This window comes from Nocardia amamiensis (genome assembly GCF_015477605.1).
In the GTDB taxonomy this organism is placed as follows: Bacteria; Actinomycetota; Actinomycetes; order Mycobacteriales; family Mycobacteriaceae; genus Nocardia; species Nocardia amamiensis_A.
The window spans coordinates 170,644-195,816 of the sequence record NZ_JADLQX010000015.1 but is presented as its reverse complement, the minus strand read 5'-3'; the positions used below and the strand labels follow the sequence as shown (position 1 = coordinate 195,816).

Annotated in this window: 20 protein-coding genes and 1 pseudogene; 9 read left to right on the top strand and 12 right to left on the bottom strand. The window is 68.5% G+C overall.

The window, feature by feature from the left end; all coding sequences use genetic code 11:
* Positions 1–45 precede the first annotated feature (45 nt).
* The gene (locus tag IU459_RS21125; protein ID WP_324198963.1) at positions 46–534 is read right to left on the bottom strand and encodes a GtrA family protein; all 489 of its coding nucleotides are present in this window, start codon (positions 532–534) and stop codon (positions 46–48) included.
* Positions 531–2,702: a hypothetical protein gene (locus IU459_RS21120; protein WP_324198966.1), complete on the bottom strand. Its 2,172-nt coding sequence runs from the start codon at positions 2,700–2,702 to the stop codon at positions 531–533. Before IU459_RS21120 ends, IU459_RS21125 begins: the two co-directional genes overlap by 4 nt.
* Positions 2,703–2,972: 270 nt before the next feature.
* Here IU459_RS21120 and IU459_RS21115 point away from each other — a divergent pair, with 270 nt between their 5' ends.
* Both IU459_RS21115 and rffA read left to right on the top strand, forming a co-directional pair.
* Positions 2,973–4,073, top strand: a complete 1,101-nt coding sequence (locus IU459_RS21115) for a glycosyltransferase family 2 protein (protein WP_195131265.1) — start codon at positions 2,973–2,975, stop codon at positions 4,071–4,073.
* Complete coding sequence (rffA, locus tag IU459_RS21110) at positions 4,063–5,202, top strand: dTDP-4-amino-4,6-dideoxygalactose transaminase (RefSeq protein ID WP_195131264.1); 1,140 nt, start codon at positions 4,063–4,065, stop codon at positions 5,200–5,202. Before IU459_RS21115 ends, rffA begins: the two co-directional genes overlap by 11 nt.
* A 216-nt stretch (positions 5,203–5,418) precedes the next feature.
* Here the strand turns inward: rffA and IU459_RS21105 are convergent, their stop codons facing one another.
* The 3 genes from IU459_RS21105 to IU459_RS39340 all read right to left on the bottom strand — a co-directional run bounded on the left by IU459_RS21105 (position 5,419) and on the right by IU459_RS39340 (position 9,358).
* Positions 5,419–6,018, bottom strand: coding sequence for a class I SAM-dependent methyltransferase (locus tag IU459_RS21105; RefSeq protein WP_195131263.1), 600 nt, complete (start codon positions 6,016–6,018; stop codon positions 5,419–5,421).
* A 76-nt stretch (positions 6,019–6,094) separates the two neighbouring features.
* A complete protein-coding gene (locus IU459_RS21100) occupies positions 6,095–9,046 on the bottom strand; it encodes an AMP-binding protein (RefSeq protein WP_195131262.1) in 2,952 nt (983 codons plus the stop codon).
* 180 nt (positions 9,047–9,226) lie between these two features.
* Entirely contained in the window at positions 9,227–9,358 is a 132-nt protein-coding gene (locus IU459_RS39340; protein ID WP_267469852.1) for a hypothetical protein, read from the bottom strand.
* 483 nt (positions 9,359–9,841) lie between these two features.
* Between IU459_RS39340 and IU459_RS21095 the strand changes: the two genes are divergently transcribed.
* From IU459_RS21095 to IU459_RS21075, 5 genes are all read left to right on the top strand, one after another.
* The gene (locus IU459_RS21095) at positions 9,842–11,248 is read left to right on the top strand and encodes a family 2B encapsulin nanocompartment shell protein (protein WP_195131261.1); all 1,407 of its coding nucleotides are present in this window, start codon (positions 9,842–9,844) and stop codon (positions 11,246–11,248) included.
* A 13-nt stretch (positions 11,249–11,261) separates the two neighbouring features.
* Positions 11,262–12,917: a family 2 encapsulin nanocompartment cargo protein terpene cyclase gene (locus IU459_RS38605; protein ID WP_228838233.1), complete on the top strand. Its 1,656-nt coding sequence runs from the start codon at positions 11,262–11,264 to the stop codon at positions 12,915–12,917.
* Between the two features lie 33 nt (positions 12,918–12,950).
* Positions 12,951–13,823 (top strand): geranyl diphosphate 2-C-methyltransferase, encoded by an 873-nt coding sequence (locus IU459_RS21085; protein ID WP_195131260.1) that lies wholly within the window; start codon positions 12,951–12,953, stop codon positions 13,821–13,823.
* On the top strand, positions 13,820–14,392 hold the full coding sequence (gene idi / locus IU459_RS21080) for an isopentenyl-diphosphate Delta-isomerase (RefSeq protein ID WP_195131259.1): 573 nt from the start codon (positions 13,820–13,822) through the stop codon (positions 14,390–14,392). The genes IU459_RS21085 and idi overlap by 4 nt, the downstream gene beginning before the upstream one ends.
* Before the next feature lie 268 nt (positions 14,393–14,660).
* Entirely contained in the window at positions 14,661–15,011 is a 351-nt protein-coding gene (locus IU459_RS21075; RefSeq protein WP_195131258.1) for a hypothetical protein, read from the top strand.
* A 6-nt stretch (positions 15,012–15,017) separates the two neighbouring features.
* Here IU459_RS21075 and IU459_RS21070 read toward each other — a convergent pair.
* The 3 genes and pseudogenes from IU459_RS21070 to IU459_RS21060 all read right to left on the bottom strand — a co-directional run bounded on the left by IU459_RS21070 (position 15,018) and on the right by IU459_RS21060 (position 18,040).
* Positions 15,018–15,745 (bottom strand): annotated as a pseudogene (locus IU459_RS21070) (aspartate/glutamate racemase family protein).
* The gene (locus IU459_RS21065) at positions 15,745–17,232 is read right to left on the bottom strand and encodes an NCS1 family nucleobase:cation symporter-1 (protein WP_195131257.1); all 1,488 of its coding nucleotides are present in this window, start codon (positions 17,230–17,232) and stop codon (positions 15,745–15,747) included. The pseudogene IU459_RS21070 and the gene IU459_RS21065 overlap by 1 nt, the downstream one beginning before the upstream one ends.
* Positions 17,233–17,317: 85 nt before the next feature.
* The gene (locus IU459_RS21060) at positions 17,318–18,040 is read right to left on the bottom strand and encodes a GntR family transcriptional regulator (protein ID WP_195131256.1); all 723 of its coding nucleotides are present in this window, start codon (positions 18,038–18,040) and stop codon (positions 17,318–17,320) included.
* Between the two features lie 196 nt (positions 18,041–18,236).
* Here IU459_RS21060 and ilvA point away from each other — a divergent pair, with 196 nt between their 5' ends.
* Positions 18,237–19,457 carry a threonine ammonia-lyase gene (ilvA, locus tag IU459_RS21055; RefSeq protein WP_195131255.1) on the top strand — a complete coding sequence of 407 codons (1,221 nt, stop codon included), beginning with the start codon at positions 18,237–18,239 and terminating at the stop codon, positions 19,455–19,457.
* Between the two features lie 10 nt (positions 19,458–19,467).
* Here the strand turns inward: ilvA and IU459_RS21050 are convergent, their stop codons facing one another.
* Positions 19,468–19,791, bottom strand: a complete 324-nt coding sequence (locus IU459_RS21050) for a DMT family transporter (RefSeq protein WP_195131254.1) — start codon at positions 19,789–19,791, stop codon at positions 19,468–19,470.
* Positions 19,792–19,916: 125 nt separating this feature from the next.
* On the opposite strand from IU459_RS21050, the gene IU459_RS21045 reads away from it, so the two are divergent.
* Complete coding sequence (locus IU459_RS21045; protein WP_195131253.1) at positions 19,917–21,182, top strand: cytochrome P450; 1,266 nt, start codon at positions 19,917–19,919, stop codon at positions 21,180–21,182.
* 493 nt (positions 21,183–21,675) lie between these two features.
* Here IU459_RS21045 and argH read toward each other — a convergent pair whose 3' ends face one another.
* From argH to IU459_RS21030, 3 genes are all read right to left on the bottom strand, one after another.
* Positions 21,676–23,085, bottom strand: coding sequence for an argininosuccinate lyase (argH, locus tag IU459_RS21040; protein ID WP_195131252.1), 1,410 nt, complete (start codon positions 23,083–23,085; stop codon positions 21,676–21,678).
* Positions 23,086–23,091: 6 nt separating this feature from the next.
* Positions 23,092–24,294, bottom strand: a complete 1,203-nt coding sequence (locus IU459_RS21035; protein ID WP_195131251.1) for an argininosuccinate synthase — start codon at positions 24,292–24,294, stop codon at positions 23,092–23,094.
* Positions 24,295–24,546: 252 nt separating this feature from the next.
* Entirely contained in the window at positions 24,547–25,062 is a 516-nt protein-coding gene (locus IU459_RS21030) for an arginine repressor (RefSeq protein WP_067470221.1), read from the bottom strand.
* Positions 25,063–25,173: the final 111 nt, after the last annotated feature.

The window sequence follows — 25,173 nt, the reverse complement described above, 5'->3', positions numbered from 1 at the left end:
TTGCCTCTGCAAGCTCCGCGCCACCGGCGGCGCCCGGCCGGTGAGCTAGCCTGCCTCGCCGGAAGACCGAACCTGCGGGCGACGGCGGAACGAGATATAGCGGTGGCCGAAGAAACTGGCGACCGCGACCAGACCCATCACCACCACCGCGGAGGGAATCCGCGGCAAGTGCAGTACCTCGACCGCCAGCGAGAGCAGCACCGTATTCATCAGCAGTCCCCCGGAATTCACCACGACGAACCCGGCGAAGTCGCGCAGCACGCGGCCACGCACGCGGAACACCAGGGTCCGGTGCAGGATGAAAGCGATGACGATGCCCATGCCATAGGCCAGCACGACCGAGACGGCGGGAGGCCACGCATCACCCAGTACCGCCAGCCACACCACGGTCAGGCCGATGCCCAGCAGGGTGTTGAACACGCCCACCAGGGCGAAGGCGACCTCCTGCCTGCGCACGACACGAACCAGCAGTCCCGCCGCGGGCTCATCGGCCGCCGCCGCGGTCGTGGCGACGGGGCGTGCGTTCGCTGTCACGAAACGACGTCCGCCAGCTCGCGGTCCGGCTCGGCGGGCGTCGAGCCCTCGGCCGACGCCGGCTCTTCGCGTCGCCGTGTGCGCACGTGCAGCCATTGCAGGAGGCCGATTCCGATCACTCCCGCACCCATGGCGGCGATGCCGATCTTCCAGCCCGGCGGACGCCAGGTCAGCACCAGCTCGGCGTTCTGGGTGCCCGCCGGAACGTCGACGGCGACAAACGATTTGGCGACCGTCGTCATGGGAATCGACTGACCGTTCAGGGTGACTCGGTAGCCCGGCCAGCCGAGGCGCGAGAACACGATCCGGCCGCCGTCGGCCGAGGACACCCGCACCCGGCTGGTGGTGTCGGTTTCCGAGATCGAGGTCGCGGTCACGCCCTCGGCGTCGGCGACGCGGCCGTTGGTCGTCGAGATCGGACCACCCACTCGTTCCAGCACCGCGATGTAGCGCTCATGACCGGGATAGTCGACCCACTTCCAGCGCTCCGGCGCCGGTTGGCTCGGCGCGTCCGGGAACAGCGCGCGTTGCAGCACGACCCGGTCCAGCTTCATCAAGTCGACGAGCGGCCGTCCAGTGGCCGGTTCCGGCGCGAACATCCGCCGGTAGGCGTCCGGGCAGACGCTGCCGTCCCAGCGCATGCACAGCAGCTCGCCGAAATAGAAGTGCCCGCTCGGCGTGTAGCCGTTGACGTAGGTGAGTTCCAGTCCCCGGGCGTAGTTGCCGAAGACCAGCGACCCGTACGCGCCGTCGACGCTCTTGTCCTGCGGCTGCAGCAGACCACGATCGCCCAGCTGGATGGTGGTGCCCGCGAAATCCGGGAATGCCGCCTTCGCCGCCGAACGCTCGGCCGGCAGGTTCCACGACATCGGTGTGGGTTGCGCGGCGCTGACCTGGAAGTAGGCGATCGGGAACATCGCGACGATGGTCAGTGCGCACGCCGCGGCGGTGCCCTTGGTGCGGCCCAACCACACCGCCGCGGCCACCAGTGCGGCGAGCGCGACCGCCGCGACCACGTGCCAGACCCAATCGTGTGGGTCGGCGGAGAAGGACCGCACCCACAGCGCCAGGATCAGCACGCCCGCCGCGATCCCCCGGTTCTTCGCGTCCCGCACCGTGCCGTAGCGACCGAGCAGCACGCACACCAGCACGAGCAGACCGATGGCCAGCATCGGCAGCACGCGAGCGGGCCAGCGCAGCGGCCCGACCGAACCCGGGCCCGCGGTCCACATCAGCATCATGATCGCGAAGATCGCGACCGCGCTGAGTTCCCGCCACGCCTCCCGGGCGCGACGCCAGTCGACGAACGCCAGCGCCGGAATCAGGAACCAGGCGATATAGGTGACCGGAAGCGGCTGCACGTAGCCCCACCACGAGCTGAATGCGGGCAGCGAGCTGGGCAGGCTCGCGTTCAGCGACTCCGACCACGGCACCGTGAGGAACTGGTCGTTGTTGATCTGCGCGGTGCCGCGCCAGGTCACCTTCGCCGAGAGCATCGAGGGCAGGAAGGTGAGCAGGCCGGCGAGCCCGGCGCAGCCCGCCGCGACGGTCAGCCGCAGCACTGGCTGCCACTTGCGCTTGTACACCAGCTCGCCGACGGCCACCGCCAGCAGCATCAGCACCGCCTCGACCGCCGGGAAGATGTACTGCGTCGAGATGGTCAGATACAGATAGACGAAAACCGGGATCGGCCCGCCGAGGCCGCGTGTGTAACGCACCGACGCCGCCCACGCGTGCACCAGCCACGCGGTGCCGGTGAGCGCGGTCATCCAGCTGGCTTCGTCGAAGAACAGGAAGAAGCCCGACAGCGGCAGCGCGATGCCCGCCGCCGCCGACCAGGACGGACGCCCGCCGTAGACCAGGCACACCCGGTAGACGCCGAGTGCGGCGATGATCGAGAAGATCAGCTTCACGACGGTGGCGTACAGGGCGACGTTGTCCACCGACGGCGCGATCAGATCGATCAGCAGCTGCGGCGGATTGAACAGGCCCGCGTCGTCCATCGTGTTGTTGCCCGACATCCACTGCTCGGGCACCATCACCGGAAAAGTGCCCTCGCGCAGCGCGCGGCCGAGGCCGACCCACAGCGAGGTGTACTGGGACTCGGTGTCGTCGGTGAAGAAATGCCGGACGTTGGCGAGCAGGACGGCGGCATAACCCGCGACCACTCCGAGCGCGGTGATGACCCCCCACCGGTAGACATCTCGCCGCGAATAGACATCCTGCGGCGAGCCGAGCACTGCACTGTCCGTCACGAGTTCCAAACCCTACAGTGCCGGTCCCCGCTTGGCATCGGTCGAGCGACCACACCATGATGAGGGCATGATCAGCTGCTCCGGTAGCCGGAAACCGCACCGTGCTAGAGTCCACACCGGTTCGGGCTCTGCAGTCCTGCAACGAGTACCGGCACGCACCGTCATCGAAAGTCGATCCAGCTGATGCCGATTCCCCCAGCCCGTGCACTCCGTTCCGGCGCCCCCGCGACGAACGGTGATCCGGCTCGGCCCGGTGTGGACCGGCCGCACACGGTATCGGTGGTCGTGCCGGTGTACCGGGGCGAAGACACCATCGCCGGACTGGTCGCCGAATTGCACGGTTTGACCCGCACCGTCGAGACTCCCGGTGGCATCACCTTCACCGTCAGCGAGATCATCCTCGTGCACGACCACGGTCCCGACCGTTCCGACGTGGTGTTGCAAGAGCTGGAGCAGACCTACGCCGAGGTGCGCGTGGTCTGGCTCAGCCGCAACTTCGGGCAGGACGCGGCCACGATCGCCGGGATGTCGGCCGCGGCAGGCGACTGGATCGTCACCATGGACGAGGACGGTCAGCACGACCCTCGCTTCATCAGCTCGTTCCTGGATACGGCGCTGGCCGAGCGGGCCGACCTGGTGTACTCCAAACCGAGCAACACCCGGCCGCACGGCTTCCTGCGGAATCTGACCTCGCGCGGGGCCAAGCTGGTGCTCGCGACGCTGTTCGCGTTCCCGGATTCCACCCGGTTCGAAAGCTACCGGCTGATCCGCGGTGACATCGGCAGGCAGCTCGCCGAGGTCGCCTCCAACGGCGTCTACCTCGACGTCGCGCTGACCTGGGTGGTCGGCGCCGTCGCGCAGGCGCCGGTGGTGCTGCGCGCCGAGGGGCGCGAGGAGTCCGGCTACAACTACCGCCGCCTGTTCTCCCTGTTCTGGAAGATGGTGCTGTGCAGTGGCACGCGCGGCCTGCGGCTGGTCAGCCTGCTCGGCGTCACGCTGGCACTGGCCGGCGCCGTGATGGCCGCCGTCGTCGTGTTCGAGGCGCTGACCACCGATGGCTGGGCGCCGGAGGGCTGGGCCTCGACCATCGTCGTGCTGCTGCTGTGTTCCGGCGCCGTGCTCTTCTCGCTCGGCCTCATCGCCGAGTATCTCGGCGTCGCCCTGCACATCCTGGTGGGCAAACCGCTCTATCTCACCGTCCAGACGCCGACACCGCGTCCGGCCGATGCTTCGGAACTGACCGCGACCACCGCCAGCAGGGGGACCGACCGGGTTGAACACTGACCGCGTCATCTTCAGCCGCCCGTTCCGGGCCCGCAGGGAACTCGCCAATCTCGAGGCAGTGCTGGCCTCCGACCACAGCCACGGCGACGGGCAGTTCACTGCTTCGGCCACCGCGAAGCTGAAGACCATCACCGGCGCGCCGCACGCCCTGCTGACCACCTCCTGCACCTCCGCGCTGGAGATGTCGGGCCTGCTGCTGGAACTGGGCCCCGACGACGAAGTGATCGTGCCCAGCTTCGCGTTCACCTCCACCGCCACCGCCATGGCGTTGCGCGGCGCCACCTGCGTCTTCGCTGATATCGACCCGGCCACCGGCAACCTGGACCCCGCTTCGGTCGCCGCCGTGATCAGCGAGCGGACCAAGGCCGTGGTGGTCATCCACTACGGCGGCGTCGCCGCCGACATGGCCGGGCTGCTGGAGCTGGCGAACGCGCACGGCTTCGCGGTCGTTGAGGACAACGCGCACGGGCTCGGCGGCACCTGGCGCGGCAGGCAGCTGGGCACCATCGGCTCGATGGGCACGCTCAGCTTCCACGACACCAAGAACGTGCACTGCGGCGAGGGCGGCGCACTGCTGCTCACCGACGAGATCCTGATGGCCAGGGCCGAGATCATCCGGGAGAAGGGCACCGACCGGGCGCGGTTCCTGCGCGGCGCGGTGGACAAGTACTCCTGGCAGGACATCGGCTCCAGCTACCTGCCCAGCGAGCTGAACGCGGCGGTGCTGGACGCGCAGCTGGACGAGTTCGACACCATCCAGGCCGGACGCCACCGCGTATGGGACACCTACGCCGCCGCCCTCCCGGACTGGGCCGGGCGCAACGACGTGCGCCTCATGTCCGTGCCCGCCGACCGCGAGCACACCGCGCACCTCTATTACTTGCGCACCCCGACCGAACGCCGCCGCGACGACCTCATCGCCCACCTCGCGGCGCAGGGCATCTCGGCGCCGTTCCACTACATACCGCTGGATTCGAGCCCGGCGGGCTTCAAACTCGGCCGCACACCGCGGCAGTGCCTGCACAGCGCGGAATTCTCCGCGACCGTCGTACGCCTGCCGCTGTGGCCGGGCTTGACGGATGCGCAGGTTGCCCGCGTCGTGGACGCCGTCACCGCATTCACCGTGTGAGCCCGGGGCGGTTTGCGGCGAACCTGGATTCCGGGCTCCACGAAACCGGGTTCCGCCGCACGCGCTGAGCACGTAGAGCTTCGCCCAGCCATCGGCGATGACGGAGCCGCGACCGCCTGCGGACCACGCCTCCCGGTACAGAGTGCTCGGAAGCGACAAACGGCGAGGTTCGCCAGTTGTCGACACAGTGGTTCGGTCGGCGGCGAACCGGTTCCCCTACGCGCTGAGCACGTAGAGCTTCTCCCTGCCGCCCGCGATCAGCGATTGCCGCACCACCTGAGCGCCGTACCCCGCGAAGAACTCGTCGAGCGTCGGCTCGGTGAAGCGGTGGGCCTGTTCGCCGTCGCCCGCGTCGGTGAAACGCTTGCCGATGGTGGCGAGGACCGGATTGTCGCTGGTCGCGAGGTTGCGGACCGGTTCGGCGACGATCACCTGCTCGGTGGCCGCCGCGAGCATCCGATCGATCACCGGCCCAGGTTCGGGGAGGAAGTGATAGAGGCTGGCCTGCATGATCACGTAGTCGGCGGTGGGAAGTGGCTGGTCGGAACGCAGGTTCCACACTTTTCCCTGCCCGCCCGCCTCGGTCACCCGCGCGACGAAGCGCTCGTTCAGGTCCAGGCCCGTGTAGTCCACCGACTTGTGGCGCAGGTAGCGGGTGTAGAGCGTCGCGGGTCCGCAGCACAGGTCGACCACGCTCGCCCCCGACGGGACGAGTTCCGCGATGGCGCGATACCGAGCCGCGTAGTGCCTGCCGTACAGTCCGCGCATCAGTGCCTCGTAGACGGTCCCGTTGCGGTAGATAAGGCTCGTTCTCACAAGGACTCACTATGCCATTGGCCGGTGAATCCCGTGCTTCGGCAACGTGACTGGCAATACTCGGCCGACCGGGTCGTCAATCGCCGAACAGCGTTCGTGCCCTGCTCTCGGTGAGGACCTCGTAGGCGTCCGACGCGCGGTTGTACCACCAGGTGTCCGGTCCGGGCTGCGGTCGCCCGGCGTCCTGCACCGCGCGAGTCGACGGGCGGTAGGACGGGCTGCGCGGGATGTCGTCCACCAGATACACCAGGTCGGGACGCTGGTCCGGTTCCAGAGCGCGCACCGCCTCGGTGACGTCCTTGGGTTCCAGGCGAAAGCCCTCGCGCACGCTCACCGCCGCGACCGCGACGCAGTGGTCGCCGACGTCGAGGCCGTAGGCGACCTCCATGTCGACGGCGGTGATGTCGTTGAGCGCGTCGACGATGGGCTGGCCGAAGACCGGGCCGCGGCGGGTGCGGATCACCGTGTCCGCGCGGTCCATCAGCCAGTGGTCGCCGTCGCTGTCGCGGCGGAACAGGTTCTCCGTCGGCATCCACGAGTCACCGGCGGTGAATACACCGCGCAGGCCGCCCGCGGAGATGTCCACGCCTTCGGACGCCTTGCCGATCAGCAGCCCGACCTCGTTGTCCGCGCAGCGCCGGGCGAAACCGGACCCGTCGAGCAGGATTCTTTCGGTGATCGGGTCGTAGGCCACCAGTTCCACCTTGGCGGTGCCCGGCACCGGCCTGCCCTTGCAGCCGCGCTTCGCGCCGGTCACATTGGCCAGCACCACGTCGCCCTCGATGGAGGCGTAGAACTCCAGCACCCGGGCGGGCTCGAACTGCTCGACGGTGCGCCGCCACAGCCCCGCGGGCATCCCCGAGCCGATGAACAGCCGGATCGGGTGGCGGTGACCGCTCGGGAAGACGTCGGCGTCGAGGATGTCGCGCAGCATGGTCCAGGTGTAGGTGACCACGGTGACGCCGTAGCGGTGTACCTCCTCCGCGAAGCGCTGCGGATCGAGCGAACGCGCCAGCGCGATCCGGCTGCCGCCCGCGACCGCACCACCCAGGCTGACCAACAGGCCGGACGAATGATGCAGCGGCGCAAGGCAATACACCGTATCCCTGCGGTTCAGGTCAGCCGTTGTCGCGGTGCCGAATGCCGACAGCGCCCAGCGATGATTGGTGATGTACTTCGTCTCCAGACGGTTGCCGGTGCCGGTGACGAGCACGAACGCCAGCTCCCGGGCCAGGCCGGGATCCGGCCGGTACCACGCGGGCAGCCGCACCTCGGCGGGATCGATCTGCTCGAGGTCGATCATCTGGTCACTGGCGGGGATCGCCAGCTCGCGCGCAGCGCCGCCGCCGAGCACCAGCACCCTGGCGCCGGTCGCGGCGGCTTGCCGCAGGTTCTCCGGATCGGAGATCAGCGTTTCCACGCCGGTCAGCTCGATCGCGTGACTCAGTTCGCTGCTCGGAGCCAGCAGCACCGCCACAGCGCCGAGCCGGGACAGCGCCGCGACGGCGGCCAGTGCGCTGGGCCGGGTCTCCATCACCACGCCGACGCGCATCGCGGGACGCACGCCGACCTCGACGAGGCCGCGCACGACATTGTCGATGCGTGTGTTGACCGCGGCGTTGGTGTGCACCCGGTCGTCGAACAGGAACAGGTCCCGCTGCGGAGCCCGCCGCGCCTGTTCGGCGACCAGGCGGCCGAGCGAGATCCTGGTGTGCGGCTGGATCATGCCGAGGCGGGTCAGCCTGGGCAGCGCCCGCGCCGCCTCGCCGGCCAGCTCGAACGAGCCGCGCACGGTGTTGTTCGCGATGCCCTCCAGCGCCTTCCCCACCCCCGTGCCCGCCTCCGCCAGCGTCGCGGCGGTGTGGATCACGCGGGTGGCCGCCGACCGAGGACGATTGTTCGGCACGTGCTCGGCCATCGGCACGATCTCCGGAGGCAGCGGCTTGTCGCCGTTCATCCACTGGACCCACTCCCGCACCAGCGGCCAGGTGTGGTTGGTCGCCATACTGCCCGCCACCAAGCCGAAATGCCCGGCGACCAGCGTCGCCTCGTAGACCTCCGCGTTCGGCGCGGCACGGACGATACCGCGCACCGCGGCCGGTTGGCCGATGTCGTCGACCTCGCCGACGAACGCCAGGATCGGGCATTTCAGCTCGGCCAGGGAGACCGGCTGATCGCGGATCACGAAACCGCCGAGCATCAGCCGGTTGTGCGCGACGAACTGCTTGAGCAGATCCGCCGCGGCCGGGCCCGCGTACCCGACCCAGCCTTCGCTGTTGAGGAAGCGGCGCTGGCGCTCCTTCGGCAGCAGGGCCTCGCGGTCGTGCAGCTGACGCAGGAAATCGATCCTCGACTTGGCGGTCTTCACCGGATCGAGCAGCTGGAAGCCGATCCGCACCATGGAGTCGGTGATCGGCAGCCGGGTGACCACGTGGTCGGCCAGGAAATCGGCGAGGTCGGAGACCATGCCGTAGGGCAGGCCGAACGGAATGCCCGCGACGATGTCGACCGGGGCGCCGAAGGTGACGATGCTGTCCACGCCTTTGCCGTATCGGTAGGCGGCGGTCTGGTAGGCGAACATGCCGCCTTGGGAGTAACCCATCAGATGCACCCCGCTGCCGGTGGCCTCGGTGACGGTATCGATCGCGCTACTGACCGCGAGCACGTGGTCGGCGAGATCCCGCTGCCAGCCGCCCTCCTCGCTCGCGGGTGAGCCGAAATCGACCACCCAGCAATCGACTCCGCCCTGATGCAGGATGCCGACCGCGCCGCCTTCGGCGTTCACGTCCCAGATGTCGGCGTTCACCATCAGCGGGGGAACCAGCAGCGCCACAGGACGACCGGGGGTGGTGTCGTCGGGGAAGTAGTGGCGCAACCGGTACATGCGTCTGCGCTCGACGACCTCGAACGGGGACGCGTCGACGTCATGGGTCAACCCGCCGAAGCGGATGACCTCGAGGCCGTTCTGCGCGGTCGCCATCAACCGCTGCACCGAACCCACCACATCCTTCGCACTCAACTTCACCATCGCTCCTGGCCCTACGCTAGAACGTGACCCGCATCACACACCCCGAGGTGTTCAGACGAGCTTCCCACACCTCATGTCCATTATGTGTCCGCTGTGACACGTCACATGACCGGCGCCACGGTCAGCCTGCCATGACATTCGCCCACCTGCTCGCGAACGCGTCCGAGCCCCATGCCGGGATCATCGCGGAACGCGATGGTCCAGCGCGGCGATCAGAACGATCATCGAGCCAGAAGAACACGGCAGTGCTCCGAGCAGGCGGGTGCGGCCCGCGGCGAGCAAGCCGCGGCATACGCCGCCGATGGTGGGCATCGTGGCGACCCCTGTCGTCGCGGCAATGCCCGGACCCGAACGTCCGCGACGCGGACAGTCGGCCGGGAAGTATCAGCGTTAGCGCGACCGCCGAACGGTGACGAACCCCCGAAGCCTGGCCAGCTGGGCACCCGGTGGATCCGAGTGAACAACAGTCGCCGAAGACAGCTAATCCACAGCGATCAGAAGGTAATTCGGAGAATTATCCTCGAAAATCATTTACCGTTACCGGAATCGACCGCATGTCGTGACCATCCGACCGGCGCCGGAGCGATCTTCGAAATTTCTCTGCGCGCAGGCTGTTTCGCGGTCTACCATCGATCACGTCTGGAACGCCCTGGTGCGTAGGTGATTTCGTTCGATGAGCTTCGCAGACCTCCGCGTCTGCTGATTTGTTGTGAACACCCAGCGACTCTGAACTATCGACCCCAAACTCGTCACCATCGATTGTCTCGGTGGCCGTCTCGAGGTGAGGACTCACGCATGACCATAGAAATGCCGGTCCAAACGGAAAACCACGCGCGCAAGAGCCTCAGTACCAGCACGGCTGGGCTGCTCGCGCACACCACCAAATCCGAACCGCAGATGCAGGGCATCAGCTCACGCTGGCTCACCCGCGTGCTGCCATGGACGCAGGTCAGCGGCGGTGTGTACCGCGTGAACCGCCGCCTGACCCACACCGTCGGCAACGGCGAGGTGGAATTCGTCATCGACGGCTCGACCGCACGGGTGATACCCCAGGAGTTGCGCGAGCTCCCGCCGCTGCGGGACTTCGATGACGAAGCGGTGCTGGGTTCCCTCGCACGGCATTTCGAACAGCGCGACCTCGAACCCGGCACTGTGATAGCGGAATTCGGAAATCCAATGGATCAGGTCCTGCTGGTCGTGCACGGCAAACTGAGCAAGATCGGCTCGGGCGAATACGGCGAACAGACCAAGCTGGGCATGCTGGCCGGCGGTGATTTCTTCGGCGACGCCATGCTCACCGACCCGTCGGCGATCTGGCCGGTCACGGTCAAGACCCTCACCAGGACTACCCTGCTGGTTCTCCCCCGGCAATCACTCGCCGACCTGCTCGACAGCGCTCCAGCGCTGCGTGAGCAACTCGACAGCGTCGCCGCGGCGCCAAGCCGCCCGCAGAACACCAAAGGTGAGGCGGACATCGAGGTCGCCTCCGGCCACTCCGGCGAGCCGCTGCTGGCGGGCACCTTCGTCGACTACGACGGCGCCCCGCGAGAGTACGAGCTCAGCCTGGCGCAGAGCGTGCTGCGGGTGCACACCAGGGTCGCCGATCTGTTCAACGACCCGATGAACCAGGTGGAGCAGCAGCTGCGGCTGACCATCGAGGCACTCTACGAACGGCGCGAGCACGACCTGGTGAACAACCCCGATTTCGGCCTGCTGCACAACTGCGATCTCAAGCAGCGTATCTACACCGAGTCCGGCCCGCCGACCCCGGACGACATGGACGAGCTGCTGAGCATGCGCCGCAGCACGAAACTCTTTCTCGCCCATCCGAAGGCGATCGCCGCGTTCGGGCGCGAATGCAGTAAGCGCGGGCTCTACCCCGATCCGGTCGAGGTCGACGGGCACCGGGTGCCCGCATGGCGCGGCGTGCCGATCTTCCCCTGCGGCAAGATTCCCGTGAGCGACACCCAGACCACATCGATCCTGGCCATGCGCACCGGCGAGAAGGATCAGGGAGTGATCGGCCTGCACCAGACCGGCATCCCGGACGAGTACGAGCCGAGCCTGAACGTCCGCTTCAAAGGCATCGATGACCAGTCGATCATCTCCTACCTGGTCAGCTGCTACTACTCGGCGGCCGTTCTGGTGCCCGACGCGCTGGGCGTGCTGGACAACGTCCTGGTCGCCCGGCAAGCCGACTGACCGGGGGACGAGCATGTCAGTGCTCTCCCGCACCGCGGCGGCCAAGACCACCGATGAGGTGGCCACCACCGTCGCCGCGCTGCTCACCAACACCAGCACGACCGCACCGCGCGCGTTGCTTCCAGCGGAACCGGTTGTCTCGCTGGCTAATTCGCCGTCCCACCAACGGGCGGGGGCGGCGCCGCCTGCCCTGCTCGGTCCCTCCGGACTCGGCGCCGCCGCGCTGTTGCTGCCGCCCCGCGGAATCAGCCGCGCCACGGAGCCTGTCGGCGCGGTGTGGGATACGACGCATCCGTCTACGCGCGCGCACGAGCACCCAGAGGGACGAACGACGCCTCCAGGCGGTGGCCGCCTCCCTGGCGACGCGGCGAATCTTCCGGACGATGCCCACACTGATGCGGCAGTACCCGACGGCGACGCACCGGGAGCTGCGCTCGCGACCGGTACCGCGGGCGGGATGCCATTACCTCCGGCGCCACGCATACCCTCGGGACCGACCGGGCTGCGCACGGCCTCGGCGCTGCTCGGCATGCGCGGCGTCTCGTCCCCGGCGCGCGCAGCCGTGCCGTCGGTGTTCGTCGCGCCGGGCGAACGGGCCGAACCGGAGCCCGCGAGCAATTCCGCGCGGGTTCCACGGAGGCCGACCTGGCCGCATACCGCCACGGCGAACGGCGATCGCCAGGATTCGATTCCCCCGCTGTACTGCCCACCGCCAGTGCGCGACGATCCCGCGCTCGCCGCGGCGGTCAACGAGGGGATCGTGGACTGGGCCGCGGGCATCGGGCTGTACGAAGGCCGCCTGGACACGCTGCGCGACGCCGACTTCGGGCGGCTGATCATGCTCGCGCATCCCGACTGCGACGACCCAGACCGGCTGCTGGCGGTGGCGAAATGCGCGGTCTCGGAATGGTCGGTGGACGATTACTACTGCGAGGAGGACGCCGACGACCACGCACCGGACGGCACCCCGTCCAGCGCCGAGGCGGAATTGGGACCGCGCCTGGAATTGGCCGCCGCCGCGATGGATCCGGTCCATCTGCCGGCGCGCTACCAAGCCCAGCTCGAGGCGGCCCTCGACGCCGACCCGATCCTGCGCGCGTTCCGCACCTCCTTCGCCCATCTGGCCCGCTACGCCGGCCCGGCGCAACTGGCCCGGCTGCGCACCGAGATCGCGGGCTGGTTCATCGCACTCGGCGCGGAGGCGGGATGGCGGGCGGCGGGACGAATGCCGCCCGTATGGGAGTACCTCACCAACCGGCAGCCGCACAGCTTCCTGCCGTGCATGGCGCCGACCGACGTGGTCGGGGGCTACGAGCTGGGGGCTGCGGAATACACCGATCCCGCGGTGCGCCGGGTGGTCACCACGGCCGCGCTCGCCAGCCAGATGGTGAACGACCTGTATTCGATGGCGCGCGAGGACCTTTCGGGTGGCAGGGAGTTCAACCTGCCGACCGTCCTGGCCGCCGAGGAGTGCTGCTCGCGCCGGGAGGCCGTGCTGCGCACCGCCGAGGTGCACGACGAACTGGTGCACCGATTCGAACGCGAAGCGGCGCCGTTGGCCACGGCGGGATCGCCGGAGCTGGGCCGCTTCCTCGCAGGTCTGTGGGCCTGGATGGGCGGCAACCGCGCCTGGCACGCCGACAGCAAGCGCTATCGCGACCCGCACTGAGGCAGTACCAGCACCGAGAGAGGATGATCGCGCATGACCATGCTCAACCCGGAGACCGGGACCGTTCTGCGTACGAGTTACCAGAAGTCCGTCGCCGCGTACTGGAACAACAACCCGAACGGCGACCGGGTCAACACGAAACTCGGCGAGGTCGACGGTCTCTATCACCATCACTACGGCATCGGCGAGCCAGACCTGTCCGTGCTGACCGGACCGGAGGACACCCGCGAGGAGCGCATCGTCACCGAGCTGCACCGGCTGGAGACCGCGCAGGCGGACTTCCTGCTCGACCACCTCGGTGACGTCCGCCCCGGTGACCGGCTGCTGGACGGCGGTTCCGGCCGCGGCGGCACCAGCTTCATGGCAAATCAGCGCTTCGGCTGCCAGGTCGACGGGGTGACCATCTCCGAATACCAGGTCGGGTTCGCCAATGATCAGGCTGCCCATCGCGGCGTCGCGGACAAGGTGCGGTTCCACTTCCGCAACATGCTGGACACCGGATTCGAGGCCGGCTCCATGCGCGGCATCTGGACCAACGAGACCACGATGTACGTGGACCTGTTCGACCTCTTCCGCGAGCTCTCCCGGTTGCTGGAGCCGGGTGGCCGCTACGTGTGCATCACCGGCTGCTCCAATGACGTGACCGGAGGACGCTCCTCCTCGGTCAGCTGGATCGATGCGCACTACGGCTGCATGATCCATCCGCGCGGCGAGTACTTCCGCGCCATGGCCGAGAATCACTTGGTGCCCATCGCCGTGACCGACCTCACGGCGGCGACCATCCCGTACTGGGAGCTGCGCACGAAATCCGAGCTCGCGACGGGTGTCGAGCAGCCGTTCCTGACCGCCTACCGGGAGGGCAGCTTCCACTACCTGCTGATTGCCGCCGATAAGGTGAGCAGGTGACCGACACCCTCGTCCAGCCGATCAGCGACCGCGAGGCCCTGCCCGTCGAACTGGTCGACGACGCGGGGCGCGCGGTCGGCGCGTGTTCGGTCGCCGAAGCCCACATGGCTCCGGGACTGCTGCACCGCGCGTTCTCCGTGCTGCTCTTCGACTCGGAGGGTCGGGTGCTGTTGCAGCAGCGCGCGGCGGTGAAGACCAGATTCCCTTTGCTCTGGGCCAACACCTGCTGCGGCCACCCCGCCCCCGGCGACTCGGTCGCCACCGCGGCGGCGGTGCGGCTGTCCCAGGAAATGGGGTTGACGGCGACGCTGAGCGAGGCGGGGATCTACCGCTATCACGCCGCGGACCGGCGCACCGGGCGTGTCGAGTCCGAGTGGGACCACGTGCTGATCGGCGAACTGGACGGCACGCCCCGGCCGGACCCGGCCGAGGTCGCCGACTACGTGTGGATCCGACCGGAAGCATTGCGCGACGCTCTGACCGACAATCCGGCCGCCTACGCGCCGTGGCTGGCCGGGGTCCTCGATATCGCCCACCACGCGCACGTCACGGGCATACCAGTGCGCTGATCGGTTCGAGGCGGCCACCGAGCACCATCGACCGCGCACGCGGCGACGGAACCCGACCTGGCCGCCTCGATCCCCATCAGCGGTGAATTCAGCCGTACGCCCAGGGCATGCCCCTGATGGGACCTCACGCCGAGACCCATAGATAGATGCGCATATCCTTGTAACACCATGGCTCGAAACTGAGAGAAATCATAGGAACGGCACAGGCTTTGGCCAGGACCGTTCTTCATCCTGACGTTGTACGAGTTCCGGTGGAGTGAGGTGCGCGATGGTCGAGTTCGAGGTCACGGGAACGACGGTCACGGTTCACGTGCTCGGTGCGCATCAACTGCTCGCGCTGCGCGATCGAGTGACTTTCGATGCGTCCGATATCACCGCGCTCGGCCTGGCCGGTGTCGACCGCCGCCCACCGTGGGTGCGCGCGCCCGGCACGTTCTTCCCCGGTGTGATCGCGGCGGGCACGTTCCGCGGCAAGGGGCGCAAGGAATTCTGGGACACCCGGTTCGACGGCCACGCCATCCGTATCGACCTGGCGGGCGCCGAGGTTACCCGCCTCATCGTCGACGTCGCCGACCCGGACGCCGAGTTGCGCAAGCTCGCCACCGCAGCGGCTGCCTGACCAGGTTCAGACGCCGAAGAACCGCAGCGGGCCGGCGTACGGCTTGGGCGGCGGCGCGGCGAACTCCCCCCGGCCCGATTTCCGCAGCCTGAGCGTGAGCAGCGATTGCACGGTCAGCGTCGCCGCCGCCACGCCGTCCACCACCGGCACGCCCACTTCGGCGCGCACATGCGCACACAGATCGGCCATGCCGGCGCATCCGAGCACGACCGCGTCGGACCCGTCCACCTCGATCGCGTGCCGGCACGCCTCGGTGACGATCTTGCGCGCGTCCGGATCGGTGTCGAGCGCCAGGACCGGGATCTCGCAGGCGTGAATGCCGCGACAGAACCGCCGCATCCCGTAGCGTTCCACGAGGTCGGTGGCCCGGCCGACAGTCCGCTGCAGCGTGGTAACCACGCTGAATCCCCGGCCGAGGTAGCTTGCCGTGCGCATGGCGGCCTCAGCGATACCGACCACCGGTCCCCTGGCCAGCTCCCGGGCGGCGTCGAGACCAGGATCGCCGAAGCAGGCCAGCACATAGCCGTCGACGCCGTCGGCTTCCCCGCGCCGGATCGCGGCGAGCAGCCCCGGGACACTCAGCGCTTCGTCGTAGTGACTCTCGATGGACGCCGGTCCCATCTCCGAGGTCACCGCGTCGAGCAGGACGCCGTGGCCCGCGACGGCCCTGGCGCACTGCTGATCGTGTCGGTCATCGCCTCGGTGGTGTTCGGATTGACCACGCGGATGCGCATCAGTCCGCGCTTCCCCGCACCGCCAGCCGGGCACGGGTGGCCAACGGGTAGTAGACCAGGAAACCGAGGCCACAACCGATGAACCAGCTGTACTGCGCCGCGGTGTACATCCCGGTGACATCCTTGGCCAGCACCGGGATCATGGCGACCAGGGCGCCGATCGCGGTCGCGATCACCGCGGCGGGGTTGTATCCCCCGCGGTACCAATAGGTTCCACTGCTGGACATGGTGAACAGGTCGTCCACCACTACCTGCTGTTTACGCACCAAGTAGTAGTCGGCGATGAGCACACCGAACAGCGGGCCGATGAAGGCGCCCAGTACCTCGAGGGTGTAGTGGATGACGTTCGGGTTGTTGTACAGGTTCCACGGCGTGATCAGTACCGAGCCGACCGCAGCGATCATGCCGCCCGCACGCCAGCTGATCCGCTGCGGGCTCACGTGCGAGAAGTCGAATGCGGGCGAGATGAAGTTCGCGACGATGTTGATGCCGATAGTGGCGACGGTGAAGGTCAGCGCGCCGAGCACGATCGCGAAGGTGCTGTCGATCCGCGCAACCGTGGCGACCGGGTCGGTGATCAGCTCGCCATAGACCGGTACCGTCAGCGAAGCGGTTATCACCACCAGCAGCGAGAACACCAGGAAGTTCAACGGGAGGCCGAGCAGGTTGCCCCGCCGCACCGCCGCGAACGACTTCCCATACCGAGAAAAGTCGCCGAAGTTCAGCATCGGACCCGAGAAGTAGGACACCACGAGCGCGATGGCACCGAGCATCACCGGCACCGAATCCCATCCGGTGTACCGCACCGCGCCGAGGCTCAGGTCTATAGCACCCCAGCCTGCCTGCGCGATCAGGTAGCCGCACAGCAGGAACATCACCACGTACACCGCTGGCCCGCAGAAGTCGATGAATCGCCGGATGGACTCCATGCCACGCCAGAACACGCAGGCCTGCACTATCCACAGCGTCAGGTAGCTGCCCCAGCCGAGCAGCGAGAGGCCGAGAAACCCGTAGTCGGCGGCCACCGCGTACGGCGCAAGCGACGGGAAGAGCTTCACCAGAACCACGTCCAGCGCCGCCGAGGCCAAGAAAGTCTGAATGCCGTACCAGGCCACCGCGATCAAACCGCGGATGACGGCCGGGATATTGGCGCCGAGCACACCGAACGCGCTGCGGCACACGACCGGGTACGGCACGCCGGTGACCTGGCTCGGCTTGGCGACCAGGTTGCAGAAGAAGTACACCAGGGTGATCCCGATCAGCAGGGCCGCGAGCACCTGCCAGCTGGCGAGCCCGAGCGCGAACAGGCTGCCCGCGGTGACGTAACCGCCGACGCTGTGCACGTCCGACATCCAGAACGCGAAGATGTTGTAAGAGCCCCAGCGCTGTTCGCGCAACGGGGCCAGGTCCTCATTGGTGAGCCGCGGATCGTAGTCGGTAGGCGTGGGCGTGGTATTCGGCGCTACCGGAGCGACGGTTTCGGTCATGGCGTTCCCATCGGAAGGGTGAAACTATGATCGAAACGACGGTAGGAATCGGCTATTGCCCGGCCGTTGCGCTTGGATTGCCCAGCTATTGCGCGGCAGATATATTCTCCGGAGCGAGCAAACCGGTGTCGGTGGGCAACGTCGCGATCACGGCCTCCAGCCGGCGATGGTGCTGTTCGGCGACGAGTAGCAGGCGATCGACATCCCTGGCGAGAAACGCGTCGAGCATCAGGGCGTGGTCGGTGTGCAGACGCACCCGATCGGCCCGCCCGATGTGCACCATCGACTGCACCGGCTCAGTGACGTTCCACGCGGACTCGAGCATGTGCAGCAGCCGGAACATACGCGACGGCCGGGTCAACGCCACATGGAACATGCGCGACCTGCGATGGTAGGCGACCGGATCGTCGTCGCGGATGGCCTGTTCCAGGCCAGCATTCACCTCGAGTAGCTCGGCGCGATCGGCGGCGGAGTGATTCCGGGCTGCGGCGGCCAGCGAAGCGGTCTCCAATGTCTCCCGCACGATGTACATCTCGCGCAGTTCCGCGGCGGTCAGCTGTGCCACCGCGTACCCGGCGTGCGGCTCGTGCGTGACCAGCCCCTCCCCCAGCAGCGTCGCGAGCGCCTCACGCACCGGAATGTGGCTCACCCCGAACAACTCCGCCACCTCGCGTAGCGGGATGAGCGTACGGGGCGGCACCGCTCCGTCGAGAATTACCCGGCGCAGTTCGCCGAGGATGATCTGCGGGCGACCTGGCTCGTCGACGACCAACCTCGCGAGCAGCGCCGAACGTCGTCTCGGGGGCATGGCAACACGCTAGGGGAATCGTGTTGCATTCCACGTCACTCGTGTGACGGTCAGGAAAATCTCACAGTACCGACCGGTCGCATTGATGGCGGCGAAGCGACGGCCGCTTGGCCCGGGCTGTGCGCGCTCGCCCCACAACCTCGTCGAGGCCATCTGATCGTCGCCCGCCGTATAGGCACAGTGGCAGCATGGCGGCATGGAATTGGTCGACATGACGCGGATCGAGGCGGCCGTGCGGTTGCTCGCTCCGGTGATCCGCCGGACACCGCTGGTGGCGTCGCGGGTGTTGTCCGAGCGTGCGGGCGCCGAGGTGTGGCTGAAGTGCGAGAATTTGCAGCGGACCGGGTCGTTCAAGCCGCGCGGCGCCTACCACCGGATCGCGAGCCTGCCGGAGGAGGCGCGGACGCACGGCGTGGTCGCCGCGAGTGCGGGTAATCACGCGCAAGGGGTCGCGTGGTCGGCGGCGTCGCTCGGCATCGAGTCGACGGTCTTCATGCCGATCGGCGCTTCGCTGCCGAAACTCATGGCGACCAAGGCGTACGGCGCGCAGGTGCGCCAGGTGGGCGAGACCATCGATGAGTCACTCGACGCCGCGCTGGATTTCGCCGACCGCACCGGGGCGACGCTCATTCACCCGTTCGACCATCCCGATATCGTGGCCGGACAGGCGACCGTCGGCGTGGAGATCCTGGAGCAGCTGCCCGAGGTCGGGACGGTGCTGGTGCCGACCGGCGGTGGCGGGCTCTTGGCGGGTGTCGCGGTCGCCTTGCAGCACTTGGCGCCGCGGGTGCGTGTGATCGGCGTCCAGGCCGCGGAGGCCGCCGCTTGGCCGGATTCGCTGGCGGCGGGCCGTCCGGTCCGGGTCGATCGCATGTCGACCATGGCCGACGGCATCGCGGTCGGACAGCCGGGCGCGGTGCCGTTCGCCCATGTGGCCGAGCATGTTCCGGCGATCGTGACGGTCGACGAAGAATCGCTGTCGCAGGCGCTGCTGCTGTGCTTGGAACGCGCGAAGCTGGTCGTGGAACCCGCCGGGGCGGCGGCGGTCGCGGCGCTGATGAGTCGCGCGCCGGAGGAGCTGGACCTGCGCGGTCCGGTCTGCGCGATCTTGTCCGGAGGCAATATCGACCCGCTCCTGCTGACCCGGGTGATCGGCCACGGCCTGAGCGCGGCGGGTCGCTATCTGGCTGTGCGCGTGACGATCTCCGACCGTCCCGGTGCGCTCGGCGCACTGTTGGCCGTCATCGGGAAGACGGGCGCGAGTGTCGTCGATGTCGCGCACTCACGGACCGGCGCCTGGCTGGCGGTGGACGAGGTCGAGGTGTCGCTGACCCTGGAGACGCGGGGCCCCACCCATCGCGACGATGTGCTCACGGCCCTGTCCAACACGGGATACGTTGTCCGCGTGGAGGATTGACACAGCCGTATCAGTGCGCGCCACCGAGTTCCAGCGCCAGTACGCCGAGTATCACCAGCGCGATGCCGCCGACCTGCACCACGCTGAGCCGTTCGTCCAGGAACAACACGCCGATCACCGCGATCGCGGCGACGCCGACCGCCGACCAGATGCCGTAGGCCACTCCGATCGGCATGCCGCGCTTCAATGCCTGGGCCAGGAAGTAGAACGCTCCGCAGTAGCCGATGACGACAACGATCGATGGAACGAGCTTGCTGAATCCGTCGGAAAGCTTCAGCGAGACGGTCGCGGTCACTTCGGAGGTGATGGCAAGGGCGAGCAGCAGCAAGGTCATTGCCGCAGCGTAGCCAGGGACGAGCGGCAGGCGCCTCTTCGATCGGGAGGTCACCGTGAGCGACGCTTCCCATGCTCGAGAAAGACCGGTCGGCATTCTTTGTCGCGCATCCATACGATCACGTCGTGCTCGAGCCGATCATCACGGCGACGGAATTTCCGTTCGACAAGCTGACCTGCAATGAGATGTCGTACGCCGAACGCGACGAACGCTATCGCCGATTGCACGAATGGCCGGAGCCGACCTATCGGCACCCGTCCGGACTCCACATGATCTGGAAGTACGCCGACGTGCGCGAGGTGCTGGACGCGACGACACCCGGTATCTCCAATGCGAATTCGCTGGACCCCCTGGTGGGTTACCCGCGCATCGCGACGACGCCGCGCGCGATCCCGCATTTCGTGCGGCACCTGGTTCCGCCGCCCGCCAAGGCTACGGCCAACCTGACCGACGACCGGCTGCACAAGCGCGTGTGGAACACCATGGCCGGTCCGTCCGGACACTTCACGATTTCCGCGGCAGACCGGCCGCGCCGGGCGGCGGCCATGGCTGAGCATTTTCACGACGCGCTGCGCGACGCGCGCCATCGATCCGGATCGCCGCTCGACATCACGGCGTTGTCGATCGCGTACGCCGCGCGGACGGTCGGCGCGGCCGTGGGTCTGCCCGCGTCGGACTGGCCGCACGTAGCCGCGTGGAGCGGAGCGCAATCGGGGCTGCTGGGACGCGTGCTGCGCGGACGCGAACTGGCCGAGGCGGTGGGCGCGCTCGGCTGGTTGTTCACGGTGAGCGGCAAGGCCGTGCGGTCGGGTCGCGGCAGTGCGGCAATCGGTTTCGCGCGCAGGCTCCGCGACGCCGGGCTCTCCCATCGGATCGCGGTGTCGGCCATGGCGAATTCGCTCGCCGCCGGGGTGCACACGGTGAGCGGCAGCATCCAGCAAGGCCTGCAGCGGTTGCTCGACGACCCGGCGCGGACGTGGTGGGATCTGCTCGCCGACCCCGGCGGCTGCGGACGGGTCGCCGCGAAGATCCTGCAGCTCGACCCCGGCCTGGTCGCCTGGAAGCGCCGCGCCAGGACGCCGGTCGTGCTGGGCAGCGGCACCCGGTTGCCCGCCGGAGAGGTGCTGGTGCTGTTCGCCGCCGCCAACCGCGATCCGGAGGCCTTCCCGGACTGCCTGGACCTGCACGGAACCGGCAAGCTGCCGTTGACCTTCGGGTTCGGCAGGCATGTCTGTCCGGGCAAGAACATGGCGACGCTGGCCGTCGAAGTGTTCCTCCGGCAGCTACACGAGCTGGCGCCGGAGGCCGAACTCGTGCCGGATGCCGGGCGCGGCGTCCCTCGTCCCAGCGACCTGCTGTTCAGCGGAGCCGACATCACGATCGTCGCGTAGCCCGCGCGCCGTGCGCGAAGCCGTTCGCGGCCAACCCACTCAGCGTGCCGCGCGGAGCCGCGGGATCAGCCCGGCCAGGCGCGAGCCACGGACGCCGCCCGGCGCACCTCCTCGCGCTGCACCGCGACCGCACGCACGGCGTCCACACCACTCGGGATGGGACGCGGTGAACCGAGCCCACTCGGCAAGCCAAGCAGAAACGCGAGATCAGCCCAGCCCAGGCGCGGGCAACGGACACCGCCTGACGCACCTCGCAGCTGCACCGCGACCTGCGCACATGGCCTCCACACCACACGGGACGGGACGGGATGGACCGAGCCCACCCGCGGAGCCGAGCCGGAACGAGAAATTGGTCGAGCCAGGCGCGGGCAGCGGATGCCGCCTGGCGCACCTCGTCGAGCTGTGCGGCGACCTGGATGCCCGCCGTTCCGCCGCGGGCGTTGCGGGACGCGATGGACCGAGCCCACTCGCCGAGCCGAGCCGGAACGCGGGATCAGCCGAGCCAGGCGCGGGCACCGGATGCCGCCTGGCGCACCTCGTCGAGCTGTGCGGCGACCTGGACGCCCGCCGTTCCGCCGCGCGCGTTGCGGGACGCGATGGAACCCTGCACGGTGAGGACCTCGCGCACCTTCCCGGTCAGTGCAGGGTCGATGGCGGCGAACTCCTCGTCGGTGAGGTCGTCGAGACCGACGCCGCGAGACTCGGCGGCGCGCACGCATGCGCCCGCCGCCTCGTGCGCGACGCGGAACGGAACGCCTTGGCGGACCAGCCATTCGGCGATGTCGGTGGCCAGCGTGAAACCCGCGGGCGCGAGTTCGGCCATGCGGTCGGTGTGGAAGGTCAGCGTCGATACCAGGCCCGCAATGGCCGGGAGCAACAGCTCGAGTTGCGCGACCGAGTCGAACAGCGGTTCCTTGTCCTCTTGGAGGTCGCGGTTGTAGGCGAGCGGTTGCGCTTTGAGAGTGGCCAGCAGACCGGTGAGGTTGCCGATCAGCCTGCCTGCCTTGCCGCGGGTGAGCTCGGAAACGTCCGGATTCTTCTTCTGCGGCATGATCGAGGACCCGGTCGACCACGCGTCGGCGAGCGTGACATAGCCGAATTCCGGTGTGCTCCAGATGATCACCTCTTCGGCCATCCGACTCAGGTCGACGCCGATCATGGCCAGCACGAACGCGGCCTCGGCGGCGAAATCCCGCGCCGAGGTGGCGTCGATCGAATTGGCGGCGGCCGCGTCGAAGTGCAGATCCGCGGCGATCGCCTCCGGGTCGAGTCCAAGTGAGGAACCGGCCAGCGCGCCGGAACCGTACGGCGACACGGCCGCACGCTTGTCGAAGTCGCGCAGCCGATCGAGATCGCGCAGCAGCGGATGAGCGTGCGCGAGCAGATGGTGGGCCAGCAGCACCGGCTGCGCAGCCTGCAGGTGGGTCTTACCCGGCATCACCGCGTCCGGGTGCGCGGCGGCCTGCTCCACCAGCGCGTCCACCACCGCGAGCACGCCGGCGGCCACCCGGCGCACGGCGTCGCGCAACCACATCCGGAACAGGGTGGCCACCTGGTCGTTGCGCGATCGTCCGGCGCGCAGCCTGCCGCCGAGTTCGGCGCCGACCCGCTCGATCAGGCCGCGTTCCAGCGCGCCGTGCACGTCCTCGTCCGACTCGGCGGGGCCGAACGCGCCCGAATCCACCTCCGCCGCAAGGCGATCCAGCCCGGCCAGCATGCCCGACAGATCGGTGTCGGACAGCAGGCCCGCCTTGTGCAGCACCCGCGCGTGCGCCTTCGACGCGCGGATGTCGTAGGGGGCCAGCGCCCAGTCGAAGTGCGTCGACTTGCTGAGCGCGGCCATCGCCTCGGCCGGCCCGGAGGCGAAACGCCCGCCCCAGAGCGCACCTTGATTCGTGCTCACGGGGGATTACTTCTGGTTCAGGTCGCGGCGGGCGGCGACCTTGGAGGACAGGCCGTGGATCTGCACGAAGCCCTTGGCCAGCGATTGGTCGAAGGTGTCGCCCTCGTCGTAGGTGGCCAGGTTGAAGTCGTAGAGCGACTGCTCCGAGCGGCGGCCGTTGACCACTGCGGAGCCGCCGTGCAGAACCATCCGGATCTCGCCGGAGACGTGCTGCTGGGTGTCGCCGATGAAGGCGTCCAGCGCCCGCTTGAGCGGGGAGAACCACAGGCCGTCGTAGGCCAGCTCGCCCCAGCGCTGCTCGACCTGGCGCTTGTAGCGGCCCAGCTCGCGTTCGATGGTGACGTTCTCCAGAGCCTGGTGCGCGGTGATCAGCGCGATGGCGCCGGGCGCCTCGTAGATCTCGCGGCTCTTGATGCCGACCAGGCGGTCCTCGACCATGTCCAGCCGGCCGACGCCCTGGCGGCCCGCGCGGTGGTTCAGCTCGACGATCGCCTCCAGCACGCTGACCTGGCGGCCGTCGATGGCCACCGGCACGCCGCGCTCGAATCGGATGATCAGCTCGTCCGGCGCCTCGAAGTTGACGGTCGGGTCGGAGGTGTAGTCGTAGACGTCCTTGGTCGGGGCGTTCCACAGGTCCTCGAGGAAGCCGGTCTCCACGGCCCGGCCCCAGACGTTCTGGTCGATGGAGAACGGCGACTTCTTGGTGACGTTGATCGGCAGCGCGTTCTCCTCGGCGAACGCGATGGCCTTCTCCCTGGTCCACGCGTAGTCGCGGACCGGTGCGATCACGTTCAGGTCGGGCGCGAGCGCGCCGATGCCGACCTCGAAACGGACCTGGTCGTTGCCCTTGCCGGTGCAGCCGTGCGCCACGGTGCTGGCTCCGTGGAACTTGGCGGCCTCGACCAAGTGCTTGACGATGAGCGGGCGGCTGATCGCGGACACCAGCGGGTACTGGCCCATGTACAGCGCGTTGGCCTGGATGGTTGGCAGGCAGTATTCGTCGGCGAACTCGTCGCGGGCGTCGACCACGATCGCCTCCACAGCGCCGCAGTCCAGCGCGCGCTGGCGCACCACGTTCATGTCCTCGCCACCTTGGCCGAGGTCGATGGCCACGGCCACCACTTCGGCGCCGGTCTCCTTGCCGATCCAGCTGATCGCGACGGAGGTATCCAGCCCACCGGAGTAGGCGAGTACGACGCGCTCGGACATGTCTGTGTGCTCCTCGATGTTCGGTGCTGGTTTGGGTGTACGGACCGGCTTCCCGCCACAGCGGCCCGCACGTCCTGCAAATGATTATGCATGAGGATGCAAGCTCATTCATAACCGGGGTGTGTTATCTCTACGCTGCGGCAACGGCTACGCCTACACCCTCGCACAGCTCCGGCCATCCGCGCTCGCAGCAGGCTGACCGCGCCTATGCCGAAACAGGTGGAGGAGTCACAGCCCCGGCGAAGCGCGCGCTCAGGCTAGTTGTTCGATTTTGGCGGCCACTTCCGCGCCGGTCAGCGGCTCGCGCGCGATGACGGCAATAGTGTCGTCGCCCGCGATGGTGCCGACGATGTAGGGCAGGGCGGCGCGGTCCAGAGCGCTGGCCAGGAAGTGCGCCGCGCCGGGCGGAGTTCGCAGCACCGCGATGTTGCCACTGGCATCGGTGGAGACCAGCAGGTCGCCGAGCAACTTGGACAGCCGGTCGGTGCCGCCGGTGACGCCGCGGACGGGGCTGCCGTCCTCCGGCACCACGTACACACCCGCCCCGCCATCGGCAGCGCGCAACTTCACCGCGCCCAGTTCGTCCAGGTCCCGGGACAACGTCGCCTGGGTGGTCTCGATGCCTTCGGCCGCGAGCAGCGCCGCCAGTTCGGTCTGGCTGCGCACCGCGTGCGCGGACAGCAGCTCGACGATGCGCGACTGCCGCCCGGCGCGGGTGCGCGCGATCGCCGGGCTGCTCTTTCCGGACTCCGACTGCGAGACGCTCACGACCGCTCCTCGCTGACGCTCGGCTCCGTAGTGCGCGAGGGAGCACTGTGTCCTCGGTTCACTCGCTGACGCTCACTCATGACTCCGCCCCGCTCGACGCGACGTGCACGG